Below are 14,088 nucleotides of genomic sequence, written 5' to 3' on the forward strand. Positions count from 1 at the left end.
CGCACGGGACCAGCGTATTGCGGCCCCGCCACCTCCCCGCCCGCCCGAACGGGTGGATCCGGAACGGCCCGCAGTATTCATCCATCCGCAGGACGCCGTTCACCCCGCGACCGGGCCGGGCCGGCGGTTCGGCGCGCCCCGCCCGGCAGGGATTTCACGCCGGGGATGTGGTTATCACGCCGTCGCTCCCACAGCGCCGGCCGGCCCCAAGAGGGCACCAAGCGGGTGGATCGGGTGTTCGAGACCGCACCGCCACGCCCGGACGGGGCTATTGACACCCGTCACAGGGGGCTCATAGTCTCCACGCCACGCAAGGGCCGTTGGTTTTCACATCCTGAGTGATCGTCTTCACGCGGTGGATGGTGTGAAAGGAGGACGTGCCGGTGACCGCACTGCGTCCGTACGCCCTGCGCTGCGACCACCGCACCACTCCCCTCGGCATCGACGAGCCGGCCCCGCTGCTGTCATGGCGGCTGGCGTCGCCGGTGCGGAGCGACGCCCCGTCCGCGTACCGGGTCGTGGTCGCCGAGCCGTCCGCGGAACCGGGCCCGGGTGCCTGCGCGGTCCGCTGGGACAGCGGCCGGGTCGAGGACCCCTCGGCGATCGGCGCCGTCTACGCCGGACCCCCGCTGCGCGCGCGGACCCGCTACCGCTGGCGCGTCGAGGTGTGGTCGGCGGCGGCCCCGGGCGCGGCGCCCGCGGCCGCGTCCTCCTGGTTCGAGACCGGCATGGCCCCGCACTCCCCGGACCAGCCCGCCGCCGAGGCGGACGCGCCGGGCTGGCGCGCGTCCTGGATCACCCACGACCCGCATCCGATCCCGGTCATGGACGCGCCCACCGAGGGCGAACTCGCCCTCGACGACCACGGCCTGGCGCCCTGTCCGCTGCTGCGCCGCTCCTTCCCCGGCCGTTCGGCCCACGGCTCCGCCGGGCACTCGGGCGGCGGTCGCCACGACGACGGCGGCAACGGTGCCCGGGACGACGAGGGCGGTGGGGACCACGACCCGATCGTCCGCGCCCGGCTGTACGTCAGCGCGCGCGGCCTGTACGAGGTCCATCTCAACGGCACCCGCGTCGGCGACGCCCAACTCGCCCCCGGCTGGACCGACTACACCCGCCGCGTGCAGTACCAGACCTACGACGTCACCGCGTTGGTCGTCCCGGGCGAGAACGTGCTGGCGGCCACGATCGCCGACGGCTGGTGGAGCGGCTTCGTCGGCTTCGAACCGCGCCGGGCCGGCGCCCACTACGGCACCGCGCCGCAGTTCCTCGCCGAACTGCACCTCACCCACGCCGGCGGCGCCGTGCGCACCGTGGTCACCGACGGCGACTGGGTCACGCGCACCGGCGCCATCCGGTACGCCGACCTGCTGCGCGGCGAGTGCCACGACCTGCGACGGGCCGCCGACGGCTGGGAACTGCCGGGCTACGACGCGTCCGGCTGGTCGCCCGCCCTGGTCGTGGACGCCGAGCACCGGCTGCTGGTCGCGTCGGTCGACGAACCCGTGCGGGCGATGGCGGAGCTGCCCGCGCTCTCGGTCACCCGCACCGGCCCCGGCACGCACCTGGTCGACTTCGGCCAGAACCTCGCCGGCCGCGTGCGCCTGGCGGTCTCGGGCCTCCCCCGCGGCGCGCGGTTGACCGTCCGGCACGCCGAAGTGCTCGACGGGCAGGGGCGCCTGTATACGGCCAACCTGAGGACGGCCGCGGCCACGGACGTGCTGGTCGGCGACGGCCGCGACCGCGTCGAGTTCGAGCCGCGCTTCACCTACCACGGCTTCCGCTACGCGGAGGTCAGCGGGCTGCCGGAGCTGTCGGCGGCCGACGTGGTGGCCGTGGCCCTGCACAGCGACACCGCCTGGTCCGGCTCCTTCGACTGCTCGGACCCGGACGTGCGCCGGCTGCACGCCTGCGTGGAGTGGGGCCAGCGCTCCAACTTCGTGAGCGTGCCCACCGACTGCCCGCAGCGCGACGAGCGGCTGGGCTGGACGGCCGACGCGCAGGTCTTCCTCCCCACGGCGGCGCTCAACGCCGACGTGGCGGCCTTCTTCACCAAGTGGCTGCGCGACGTCGCCGACGCCCGCACGCCGGACGGCGGGTTCCCCAACGTGGCACCGCGGCTGGCCGGCGTCGCCGACGAGGGCGCGCCCGGCTGGGCCGACGCGGGCGTGATCGTGCCGTGGCACCTCTACCGCACCTACGGCGACGAGCGGTTCCTGTCCCGCGCGCTGGACGGGATGCGCGCCTGGGTCGCCCTGGTCCGCCGGCACAACCCGGACCTGGTCTGGCGGCACCGGGTGGGCCCGCACTTCGCGGACTGGCTCGCCCCCGGCGTGCCCACCCCGCGCGAGGTCGTCGCCACGGCGTACTTCGCGCACAGCGCCCGCCTGACCGCACTGGCCGCCGAGGCGCTGGGGCGGCTGGACGTGGCGGCCGAGCACCGCGAACTGGCGGCGGCCGTCCGGGCGGTGTTCGCGGCGCGGTTCGTCACCACGGGGCCGCCCGGGGCGCCCGAGCGGGGGGACGGTGACCCGCCCCCGGGCTCCGGCCCCCTCCCGGACGGCGGTCCACCCCCGGGCTCCGGCCCCTTCCCCGACGGCGGTCCGCGGCAGGTGCGGATCGCGGGCGACACCCAGACCGGGTACCTCCTCGCGCTCGCCTTCGACCTGCTCCCGGCGGACCTGGTGGAGGCCGCCGCCCGCCGGCTCGCCGAACTCGTCGAGGCGGCCGGCCCCGCCCTGAGCACCGGCTTCCTCGGGGTGGCGCTCGCCGCGCCCGTCCTGGACGCGCACGGCCGCGCGGACCTCGCGCACGCGCTGCTGCGCCGTACCGACGTGCCGTCCTGGCTCTATCCGTTGCGGCACGGCGCCACCACCATCTGGGAGCGCTGGGACGGCTGGACCCCGGAGAACGGCTTCCGGGCACCGGCGATGAACTCCTTCAACCACTACGCGCTCGGCTCCGTCGGGGAGTGGCTCTACCGGGGCGTCGCCGGGCTCGACCAGGCCACGGACTCCGTCGCCTACCGGCGGCTGCTCGTCCGGCCCCGACCCGGCACCCTCGACCACGCGAGCGCCCGCTACGAGTCCGCGCGCGGCACCGTCGCCGTGTGCTGGCGGCGCGAGGGCGACCGCATCAGCCTGCGGGTGCAGGTGCCGCCCGGCGCCACCGCCGACGTGTTCGTGCCCACCACCGATCCGGACTCGGTCCGCGAGACCGGCGCCGCGCCCGACGCCGGCGGCCGCCCCCCGGCGTCCCCCGCACTCCTCACCCCCCGCGCCACCGCCACCGTCGCCACCGCGGACCGCCCGGACACCGCCACCACCGCGGACCGCCCGGGCGGCGCGGGGAACACCGGTCCCGGCGCCGCCCGCGAGGACGTCACCGGCCACGTCCACCGCCGGGTGGCCTCCGGCACCTACCACTTCACCGCCGCGTTCCGCCCGGCGGCGCGCCCGCCCGCCGGTCCCCCCGAGGAGGACACACCATGAGCACGGGTTCCCGCAGCCTGCCCGGCCAGGGCGCAGTGAGCCGCCGAGGACTGCTGCGCGCCGGCGGGGGGCTCGCGGCCGCGACCGCGCTCCCCGCGGTCCTCACGGCCTGCTCCGGCTCGGGCGGCGGCAAGGTGCGGCTCGTCGGGGTCGCCGACGAGCAGCAGCCGGTCACGAAACTCGTCGCCGCCTACCGCAGGAGCCGTCCCGGGGTCGGGTTCAGCACCTCCTTCGCGCCCACCGACCAGGTGCAGACGGTGGTCCGCACGCAGCTCGCCGGCGGCAACGCCCCCGACGTGCACGTCCTGTACCCCGGCAGCGGCAGCGCGATGTCCATGGTCGAACTGGCCAAGGCGGGCCTGCTGGCCGACCTCGACGACCAGGCGTGGACCAAGACCATCCCGAAGAGCTTCGACGCGGCCTACCGCCGGGACGGGAAGACGTACCTCTACTCGGCGGGCAGCAGCGTCATCGGCGCCGTCTACAACAAGCGGGTGTTCGCCGAGGCCGGCGTGCGGCCGCCCGGCACCTGGTCCGAACTCCTGCGCGTGTGCGCCACGTTGAAGGCCAAGGGCACCGTGCCGATCGCGCTCGGCGCGCAGACGCCCTGGGTCACCCAGCTCATCACGTACGCCCTGGTGCCCAACGCGGTCTACGCCGCGAACCCGCGCTTCGACGACGAGATGGCCGCCGGGAAGGCGACGTTCGCCGACTCCGGGTGGGCCGACGCGCTGGGCAAGTACCAGGAGTTGCAGAAGCGGGGCTTCTTCAACGACCACCCCGACGGCACCACCTACGAGCAGCAGACCTCGATGGTCGCCACCGGCAAGGCGGCCATGGCCGTCCAGGTCTCCTCGGTGCTCGCCAACTTCCGGCAGGCCGCCGCGTCCCCGGACGACCTGGGCATGTTCCTGTTCCCCGGCGGCGAGGACGCGTCGAAGCTGTGGATACCGGCCGGCATCGTGGTGGGGCTCGGGGTCTCCTCGCGGGCGAGGAACTCCGCCAAGGGCCGGCAGTTCGTGGAGTTCCTCGGCCGGCAGGAGAACCTCAACGCCTGGGCGGCGGCCGTCTCGGCCATCCCCTTCTCCCGCGACTCCACCACCCGGCTCGACCCGGTGCTCACCCCGTTCCTGCCCGTCATCGACGCGGGCCGCGCCGTGCCGTTCATGGACCAGCGCTGGCCCAACGCCGAGGTCCAGCCCGCCCACTTCGCCGCCGTGCAGGACCTGCTGGCGGGCCGGACCGACGTGAAGGGCGCGCTGGCGCAGATGGACGAGGCGTACGGGAAGACTTCGTGAGGGCGCCCCTGAACCCGCTGCGGCGGACCGGGCGCCGCGACCCCACGGTGCCGCCCCGGATCTTCGTGCTGCCCGCCCTGGCCGTGTACGCGCTGGTGGTGCTCTACCCGAGCGCCGCGGGCGTCGTCTACGCGTTCACCGACTGGACGGGCGTCGGGTCGTTCTCGTTCGTCGGCCTGGCCAACTTCCACACGCTGCTCGGCGACGACCGCGCCGTGCACTCCATCGGCAACACCCTGCTGCTCACCGTCGCCGTCGTGGTGGCGCAGAACCTCGTCGGGCTGCTGCTGGCGCTGGGCGTCCACACCGGCATCCGCTCCCGGGCGCTGCTGCGGGTGGTCTTCTTCGCCCCCGCCGTCGTCAGCCCGGTGATGGTGGCGTTCCTGTGGAAGTACGTCTACAACCCGGACAGCGGCGCGGGGCTCAACGGCGTCCTCGGCGCCGTCGGACTCGGCGGGCTGCGCCAGGACTGGCTGGGCGACCCGTCGCTCACGCTGTGGTCGGTGGCCGCCATGGTGGTGTGGCAGTACGCCGGCTACTCGATGGTGATCTTCCTTGCCGGGTTGCAGGACGTGCCGCCCGAACTCCAGGAGGCGGCGCGCATCGACGGCGCCGGCACCTGGCAGCGGTTCCGCTACGTCACCTGGCCGCTGCTGGCGCCCGCGCTCACGGTCAACCTGATGCTGTCGACCATCGGCGGCCTGAAACTCTTCGACCAGGTGTACGCGGCGACCGACGGCGGCCCCGGCACGGCGAGCGAGACGCTGTCGACGGTGCTCTACAAGGAGGCCTTCGTGTACGGGAAGTTCGGCTACAGCACGGCCGTGGCGCTGGTGCTCGCGCTGTTCGTGGCCGCGGTCTCCCTGGTGCAACTGCACTACCTGCGCGCCCGCGAGGTCGCCGCGTGAGCGCGGCGACGGCCGGCCGGGTCGACGCGGACGCCGAACGGCCCGCGGGGCGGCCCGCGACCGCGGGCGGCAGGCGCCGGGCGGGGTACGGGCGCTACCTGCTGGAGCTGGTGATGATCGCGGCCGCCGTCGCGTTCCTCTTCCCGGTGTACGCCCTGGTCACCCTGGCGCTGAAGAGCCCGGCGCAGATCGCCGACTCGCCGCTGTCACCGCCGACGTCGCCCGACTTCGGCAACTTCGGCGACGCCTGGTCGTCGGCGTCGCTCGGCTCGGCCCTGGTCAACAGCGCGGTCATCACCGCCGCGAGCCTGCTGCTGCTGGTCGTCGTCGGCTCCACGGCGGCCTACTACCTCGCCCGCTGCGCGAGCGGCCTCGGCTACGGCCTGTACGTCCTGTTCCTGCTCGGGATCGTCCTCCCCTTCCAACTCGGCATGATCCCGCTGTACAAGCTGGTCGACGACCTCGGCTGGCTCGGCACCTACCAGGGCATGATCCTCTTCTACACCGGCATCCAGATGCCGTTCACCGTCTTCCTCTACACCGGGTTCGCCCGGGCGCTGCCGCGGGACTACGCGCAGGCGGCGCTGATCGACGGCTGCGACCACCGGCAGGCGTTCACCCGGGTCGTCTTCCCGCTGCTGCGGCCGGTCACCGGCACCGTGGTCATCCTCAACGCGGTCTTCGTCTGGAACGACTTCTTCACCCCGCTGCTGTACCTGGGCGGTTCGGGCCGGGAGACGGTGCCGGTGGCGGTCTTCTCCTTCGTGGGGCAGTACGTCTCGAACTACGGCCTGGTCTTCGCCGGGCTGGTGCTCGCCGCACTGCCGGTCCTCGTCGTCTTCCTGCTCCTCCAGCGCTACGTGATCAAGGGGTTCGCCGGTGGCCTCAAGGGCTGACGGCGCGTCATGACCGCCGACCCGCGGGCCGTCGACTGCCTCCCCGCCGAGATCGCCGCGGTCCTCGCCGACCCGCCGCGGGCCTTCTCGCCCACCGCGCTGTGGTGGTGGAGCGGCGAGCGCCTGGACCGGGACCGGCTGCGCGCGCAGCTTCGACGCTTCGCCGAGGGCGGCGTGTTCAACCTGGTGATCCTCAACCTGGCGCCCTCGGGGCCGCTGTTCGGGTCCGACGCCGACGACCCGGCGTTCATGACGGACGCCTGGTGGGCGCTGCTGGACGGCGTGTGCGAGGACGCCGAGACACTGGGCGTCCTCCTGTGGTTCTACGACCAGTTGGGCTTCTCCGGGGCCGACCTCCAGGCCCGCCTGGTCGACGAGCGGCCGGTCTACGGCGGGCGCGCGCTGGAGCGGGTCCGCGCCGACGTCGACGGGGACGGCGTGCTGCGCTGCCCCGCGCACGGACGGCCGGTCGCCGGCCACGCCGTACCGCTGGACGCCGCCGGGCACGCGGCCGGTCCGCCGGTGCCGGTCCCCGTCGCCGGCCGCGCGGTGCGGCCGCCGGGCCCCGGGCGCTGGCGGCTGACGCTCCACCACCATGTGGCGCGCGGCTTCGACTACCTCGGCGCCGAGGCGTGCGCCGCGCTGCTGGACCGCGTGCACGGCGCGTTCGAGCGGCGGCTGGGCGACCGGCTCGGCCGTGTGGTCGCCGGCTCGTTCCAGGACGAACTGCCGTCGCTGCCCACCTGGTCGGAGCGGTTCGCCGAGCAGTTCCTGCGGCGGCGCGGCTACGACCTCCGGCCGCACCTGCCCGCGCTCCACGACGACGCCGCCCCGGGCCCCGACGTCTCCCGGGTGCGGCGCGACTACCAGCTCACCCGGGCGGAGTTGGCCGAGGAGGCGTTCTTCCGGCCGCTGGCCGGGTGGCACGACCGGCACGGGCTGCTGGTCGGCTGCGACCAGCAGGACCCGGCCCGCGCGGGCCACCCGGTCGGCGGTGTCGCGCTGTACGCCGACTACGCCCGCACCCACCGCTGGTTCTCGGCGCCGGGCAGCGACCACCACGGCGACGCCCGCGTCCACTCCTCGCTGGCCCACCTGTACGGCCGCCGGCGCACCTGGATCGAGGCGTTCCACTCCACCGGCTGGGGCGGCACGCTGGAGGAGACCTACGACTGGCTGCTGCCCTGGCTGCGCGCCGGCGCGACCCTGTACAACCCGCACGCGGTGTACAGCACCACGAAGGGCGGGTGGTGGGAGTGGGCACCGCCGGGCACCGACTGGCGCCAGCCGTACTGGCGCCACCACCGGGTCTTCGCCGACGCGGTGACCCGGCTGTGCGCGGTGCTGAGCCTGGGCCGCCACCTGTGCGACGTCGCGGTCCTGGCGCCGACCACGACCGCGCAGGCGGGCACCGCGCTGGACGGCGTCTCGGCGGACGCGGCGCGCGCGCAGGCGGTGTACCTCGAACTCGTGGGCGACATGGCCTGGTTCCGCACCCGGCCGGGGGTCCTGGACCGGCTCGGCCGGGACGCCGACGTGATCGACGACGCCTCCCTCGCGCGGGCACGGGTGCGCGGCGCCGGACCGGACGGGCCGCGGCTGTGCGTCGCGGAGGAACGGTACGCGACGGTGCTGCTGCCCGCGTGCACCGTCCTGGAGGCGGACACCGCGCGGCGACTGGCGGAGTTCGCGTCCGCCGGCGGCCGGGTCGTGGCGGTCGGCGCGGTGCCCGAGGAGGTCGTCGGGGCGGGTGCCGTCGAGGCGCTCGGCGCGCTGCGGGCGTGTTTCTTGGACGGGCGGGCCGCCTTCGTGCCCGGCGCGGACCGGTTGGCGCGGGCGCCGGCCGGACCGGGGCCGGTCGTGCAGGCGGCGGTGCCCGTGCTGGCCCGGCGGGTGGCCGGCGCGACCGTCGTGTTCCTGACGGCGGCGGCCCCCCGGGCGACCCGTGCGGCCGTCGGCGCGCCGGACGCGCGGGGTGCCGCGCTGGGCTGGCTCGACGCGCGCTACGACTTCGACCCGGGTCGCTACGCCCGCACCGCGCGGGTGCGGGTGCGCGCCGGCGACCTGCCCGGCGCCGCGCTGCTGCTCGACCCGTTCGGCGGCCCGCCGCGCGCCCTGCCGGTCGCGGAGGTCCCGGGCGACCCGGACCACCGCGAGGTCGAGGTGCCCTTCGACGCCGGCCCCGCCGCCCTGCTGGTCCTCCCGGCGGCCCCCGCACGCCCCGCACCTCCCCTGCCGGTGCCGCCGGCACGGCCCGGCGCCCGGCACGGCACCCCGGCGATCCCCGCAGCGGCCACCACCGACCCCACCGACGGCGGGAACACACCGCCCGACCCCACACCCGACCACCCACACCCCACCCCCGCACAAGCCCACCGACCCGCACCCGGCCCTGCACCCGCACCCGCACCCGCACCCGCACCCGCACCCGCACCCGGACGACCCAACGTCTCCGCCCCGAGCCCGACCACCACCACGCTCAGCACGCCCACCGACCGCGAGACCACACCACCCGACCCCACACCCGACCACCCACACCCCACCCCCGCACAGGCCCACCGACCCGCTCCCGCTCGCCCCGTGGCCCCGGCCGCCGCCACGGGGCGCGCGACGCGCCGTGCGGGGACCTGCCCGGATGACGCGGCCGCGCCGACGGGCGAGCGGCACGAGTCCGCCTCCGGACCGGGGCCCGGGGCCGGGGCCGGGGCCCGAGACCTGGTGGTGGTCGCCATCGCCGACGACGCGGAGTGGGACATGGTCCTCGTGCCGACGGCCGACAACACGTGGGGCGACTTCGACCGCCCGGCGAACGGGCCGGGCGAGGGCCCCGCGCTCACCGCACTGCACGCGTTCCGGCACCGGGCGGAGGGGCCGGGCGAGGACGGGCTGCGGGACGGGTGGGCCGAGCCGGGCAGCGCCGCGGTGCCGGAAGAGGCCACCGTGCACGCCACCTTCGGACCGCACGCGCTGCTGCGCGGCGCGGACGGGGAGCCCGCCGCCGTCCTGGAGTGGTCCTCCTCCCGGGGCATCCGCAAGGACCCGGTGCACCGGGCGGTGCTCGGGCCCAAGGGCCACGTGCCCGAGGAGTTCGTCCACGTCGGGCCGACCCCCGCGGGCACGACCCGGCGGGTGGCCCTCGACCTGCTGCTGGCCGCGGAGTTCGACGGGTACCTCGCGGTCGGCGCCGCCGCCGCGAAGGCGGCGCGGCTGGACGGGCGCCCGGTCGCGTTGGCGGACGGCGGCCACCTCGCCTTCGGCCGGCTCCGGTCGGCGCCCGGCCGCCGGTCGCTGGAGCTGGACCTGACGCCGGATCAGGACGTCGACCTGCGCGCGCACCTGGCGCTGGTGCACGACGCGGAGCCCTACCGCCGCCCCGAGTGGATCGCCGCGTCCGCCCTGCCGGCCACGGCCGAGGCCGCCACGGCGAAGCCCGCCACGGCAGAAGCGCACACCTCGGTGCCGGCGCCGGCGGAGAGAGGCACCGCGGAACCAGCCACGGCAAAGGCGGGTACCGCAAACGCGGCCACTCCGGACGCGGGCGCGGTGAAGGGGGACACCGCGCAAGCCGCCGGCGCCGAGACGGACACGGCAGGACCGGCCACCGCGGAGGCGGGCGGCAACCCGGTACGCGTGGGGACGGTACTGGCGCTGGACCGGCCGCCCGCGCGCGCCGTGGTGCAGGTCGCGTCGCGCGGCCGGTGCGTGCTGCGGGTCAACGGCCGGACGGTGGGCCGGCAGGGCGGGTTCGACCCGTACGTCGAGCACGCGGTGCCCCGGGTGCGGCGGCATGACGTGGCGGCGGCGCTGCGGGCGGGTTCCAACCAGATCGTGGTGGAGGGCGAGGGCGGCGACGAGCTGGCCGTGCTGGTGGACGCGGTCTGCCACGACGCCGCCTCGGCGGTGGTCGCGGCCGCGCACAGCGACGCCACGTGGTGGGCGGAGCGCGACGGCGTACGGGTGCCGTCGGTGGTGCGCCGCGCGCCGGAGGGCGACCCGGCGGCCCTGCACCTGTGGCGGCGCCCGCATCCGCTGCCGGGCGCGGCCTGGCTGGATCCGGAGGCGGACGACGGCACCGTGCTGCCGGTGGGGTTCGCGGTGCCGGGCCCCCGGCCGCGGGTCGAGTGGCTGTGGTGCGAACTCCCGCCCGGCGCGACGCGGTTGACGCTGGAGGTGCACGGCGGCGCCACGGTGTTCGTGGACGGCGAGGAGTGCGGCGGCACTCCGGGCACCACCGGACGCCACACCCTGGCCGTCCCCCTGCCGGGCGGTGCGGTGCCGCCCGGCGTGCGCCGGGCCGCGCTGCGGCTGACGCCGGACCCGGGCCACGAGGGCGGCGCCGCCCTGGCCGGCCCGCCGCGCTGCGAGGTCGGCCCGGGCCGGATCCTGGTCGGCGACTGGGAGGCCCGCGGTCTGGCCGGCTACAGCGGCGGGGTCCGCTACCGCCGGGTCGTACGCCTGCCGGCCGCCGCCGCGTCCGGCCGGGTCCGCCTCGACCTCGGCCGGGTGCGGGGCACGGCGGAGGTGTCGGTCGACGGCGCCCCCGCCGGGGTGCGGATCTGCTCCCCGTACGTCTTCGACCTGACCGGGGCGGCGGGCCCCGGCGAGCACACCGTGGACGTCACGGTGTTCGGCACCCTCGCCCCCTGGCTGGACTCGACGAGCCCGACCCACTTCGTCTTCCCCGGCCAGCGCGTCTCGGGACTGCTGGGCCCGGTCCGGCTGCTCGTCGACCCGCGGCCGCCCGCCGACGGCGGCGGCCCCGGCGGCTGACCGCCCCGGCGCGGCGGAGCGCGGCACGGGCGCCGGGGCGACCGCGACGCGGGGACGGCCGCAGCCCGCTCAGGGGCGGCCGGACACCGGTCCCCGCCAGCGGTCGCGGGCGTGCGCGACCCGGAACAGGTAGTCGGCGTAGGCCTGTTCGTAGTAGGCGACGCCCGCCGGGTCCGGATCGACCACGGCCTCGGGGGCGGTCCACCGCGCCACGTCCACCTCCCGGCCGATCGCGGCGCCGTGGGCCGCCACCCCGGCCAGCACCGCGCCGCGCGCGCCGGGTTCGGGGCCGCGCGCGACCCGTAGCGGGCGCCCCAGCACGTCGGCGAAGAGCCGCAGCCACCCGGAGGTACGGGCGCCGCCGCCGCAGACGGCCAACTGCCCGGCGAGGCCGGCCGCTTCGAGGCAGTGCCGGGCGGCGAAGGCGATGGCCTCGCACATCGCGCGGACCAGGTCCTCGCGGGTGGCCCGCAGGTCCAGCCCGGTGAACTCGCCGCGGGCGGTGGGGTCGACGAAGGGCGCGCGCTCACCCGACGGCGACAGGTAGGGCAGCGCGGCGACGCCCCGGGCACCGCGCGGGGACGCGTCGAGCAGGTCGGAGAGCTGGTCGTGGGTCGTGCCGGTCAGCCCGAGCACCCAGTCGAGCGCCACGGTGCCGGTCATCGCCGGCAGCGCCCGCAGGTGCCGGTCCGCCCGGGCGGTGGCGAGGTGGAAGCCGACCGGGTCGCCGTCGAGGTCGACGTGCTCCACGACGACCTGGCAGGCCAGGGTGGTCCCCACGATGAGCAGCCCGTCGCCCGGCTCGGTCACCCCGGCGCCCGTCGCACAGGCTGGCAGGTCGTAGGGGCCGCAGGTGACGGGGGTGCCGTCCGGCAGGCCCGCGGTGTGCCCGCGTGCCTGCCCGTACGGCAGGGTCGCGGCGATCGGCGCCAGCAGCCCGGCGCGGTGCTCGACGCCGAGGGCGGCGAGCGCGTCGGGGGCGTAGGTGCGGGTGCGCGGGTCGAGGAAGGGCACCGACGCGTCGGACAGGTCGGTCCCGCGCTCGCCGGTCAGCCGCAGGTGGAGGACGTCCTTGCAGCAGGCCGCAGTGGCGGCGGCGTCGAGGGCGTGCGGTTCGCGGCGGTCCAGCCAGGCGAGCAGCGGCCCGGGCGAGCCGGGGAAGAGCACGTTGCCGGTGCGGCGGTAGAGCCGGTCGGCGGTGCCGTCGGCCATCCAGCCGGCCACCAGGCCGCCGGCCCGCCCGTCCATCCAGGACATCGCGGGGCGTACGGCCCGGCCCTCGGCGTCCACCAGCCACAGGCCGTCGCCCTGCCCGGTCACGGCCACGAGCGCGGGCGGCTGCCCCTCGGTGACGGCGCCGATCACGCGGGTGGCGGCGCGCACCACTTCCTCGACGTCCTGCTCGACCGCCTCGCCGCGGCCGCCGAGCGCGATGGGGACCGATTCGACGCGCAGGGTCGTGCCGTCATCGGCGAAGGCCGCCGCCTTGGCGACGGATGTTCCCATGTCCAGTCCGACGAACACCGTGTGTCCCTTCCCTCGGCTGGAAGGCCCCCGACACGGCGGCCTTCGGCGGAATCAGCCGCACAGGACGCGAACGCCACGTGCGGGAGGTGCGGAGGAGCGAGCCGCCGCCGCACCGGTCCGGGGCGGCGGCTGGGGCGGGGGCTTGGGCTGGTGGGGCGGGGCGGGGCGGGGGCGGAGCCTAGGCGACGCGGTGGGCGAGCGGCTCGCCGCGCAGGAAGCGCCCCACCTCCGCCGCCGCGATCCGCGCCGCGTTGTGCGCGACGGAGGTGTTGGCGCCCGCCAGGTGCGGCGTCATGACCAGCCGGGGCGCGGACCGCAGCCGCGAGTGCGGCGGCGGGGGCTCCACCGCGAACACGTCGAGCCCGGCGGCCGCCAGCCGCCCGGACTCCAGGGCCTCGCAGAGCGCGTCCTCGTCCAGCAGCGCGCCGCGCGCGCAGTTGACGACGACCGCGCCGTCCGGCAGCAGCGCCAGCTCCCGGGCACCGAGCAGTCCCCTGGTCTCCGGCGTCAGCCGCGCGTGCAGCGACACCACGTCGGAGCCGCGCAGGAGGGCGTCGAGGTCGGCGACGGGCTCGCCGGACGCGCGCAGCACCCGCTCGTCGGCGTACGGGTCGTACACCCGCACGCGGGCGCCGAGGGCGGTCAGGGCGCGCGCCACCCGGCTGCCGACCGCGCCGCAGCCGACGAGCCCGACGTTCGCGCCGTCGAGGCCGGGGCCGCAGTTGTCGTAGGTGTAGTACTCGCCGGCCCAGCGCCCGGCGGCCAGCGCGGCGGACGTCTCGGGGATGCGGCGCATCGCCGCCAGCATCATCCCGACGGTGTACTCGGCGGTGGCGGCGGCGTTCCGCCCGGGGGCGTTGCAGACCTGGACGCCCCGCTCCTTCGCAGCGTCCAGGTTGACGTTGACCGGGCCGCCGCGGCCGATGACCACCAGCCGCAGGTCGGGGGCGCCGTCGAGGATCCTGCGGGTCACCGGCCCCATCTGGGTGACGCAGACCTGGGCCCCGTCCAGCGCGGCGAGCATCGTGTCCTCGTCGCCCGACGCCTCGTCGACCTCGGCGACCGGGCCGAACGGGGTCAGCGGCCACGGCAGCCGCAGCCGCTCGACGTGGTGCTGGGCGCCGATCTCGGCCGCCAGTTCCCGGGCGAACAGGTCGGGCGCGACGAAGTGGTCGCCCGCTGCGAGGATTCTCATGGC

General features: G+C 76.6%; 7 protein-coding genes. 5 read left to right on the forward strand and 2 right to left on the reverse strand.

What is annotated here, in order from left to right; translation table 11 throughout:
* The first annotated feature begins 383 nt into the window (after positions 1-383).
* From RVR_RS06980 to RVR_RS38560, 5 genes are read left to right on the forward strand one after another with little or no spacing between them, the layout of a single operon-like run.
* The gene (locus RVR_RS06980) at positions 384-3,491 is read left to right on the forward strand and encodes an alpha-L-rhamnosidase (protein ID WP_202233010.1); all 3,108 of its coding nucleotides are present in this window, start codon (positions 384-386) and stop codon (positions 3,489-3,491) included.
* Positions 3,488-4,789, forward strand: coding sequence for an extracellular solute-binding protein (locus tag RVR_RS06985; RefSeq protein ID WP_202233011.1), 1,302 nt, complete (start codon positions 3,488-3,490; stop codon positions 4,787-4,789). Before RVR_RS06980 ends, RVR_RS06985 begins: the two co-directional genes overlap by 4 nt.
* Positions 4,786-5,697, forward strand: coding sequence for a carbohydrate ABC transporter permease (locus RVR_RS06990; protein ID WP_202233012.1), 912 nt, complete (start codon positions 4,786-4,788; stop codon positions 5,695-5,697). The genes RVR_RS06985 and RVR_RS06990 overlap by 4 nt, the downstream gene beginning before the upstream one ends.
* Positions 5,694-6,593: a carbohydrate ABC transporter permease gene (locus tag RVR_RS06995; protein WP_237404612.1), complete on the forward strand. Its 900-nt coding sequence runs from the start codon at positions 5,694-5,696 to the stop codon at positions 6,591-6,593. Before RVR_RS06990 ends, RVR_RS06995 begins: the two co-directional genes overlap by 4 nt.
* Before the next feature lie 9 nt (positions 6,594-6,602).
* Positions 6,603-11,363, forward strand: coding sequence for a glycosyl hydrolase (locus tag RVR_RS38560; protein WP_202233013.1), 4,761 nt, complete (start codon positions 6,603-6,605; stop codon positions 11,361-11,363).
* A gap of 69 nt (positions 11,364-11,432) precedes the next feature.
* Here the strand turns inward: RVR_RS38560 and RVR_RS07005 are convergent, their stop codons facing one another.
* The gene (locus RVR_RS07005) at positions 11,433-12,887 is read right to left on the reverse strand and encodes an FGGY family carbohydrate kinase (RefSeq protein ID WP_202233014.1); all 1,455 of its coding nucleotides are present in this window, start codon (positions 12,885-12,887) and stop codon (positions 11,433-11,435) included.
* 181 nt (positions 12,888-13,068) lie between these two features.
* Positions 13,069-14,085 carry a 2-hydroxyacid dehydrogenase gene (locus RVR_RS07010; protein ID WP_202233015.1) on the reverse strand — a complete coding sequence of 339 codons (1,017 nt, stop codon included), beginning with the start codon at positions 14,083-14,085 and terminating at the stop codon, positions 13,069-13,071.
* Positions 14,086-14,088 lie beyond the last annotated feature (3 nt).

Origin of the sequence: Streptomyces sp. SN-593 (assembly GCF_016756395.1) — a bacterium.
GTDB lineage: Bacteria > Actinomycetota > Actinomycetes > Streptomycetales > Streptomycetaceae > Actinacidiphila > Actinacidiphila reveromycinica.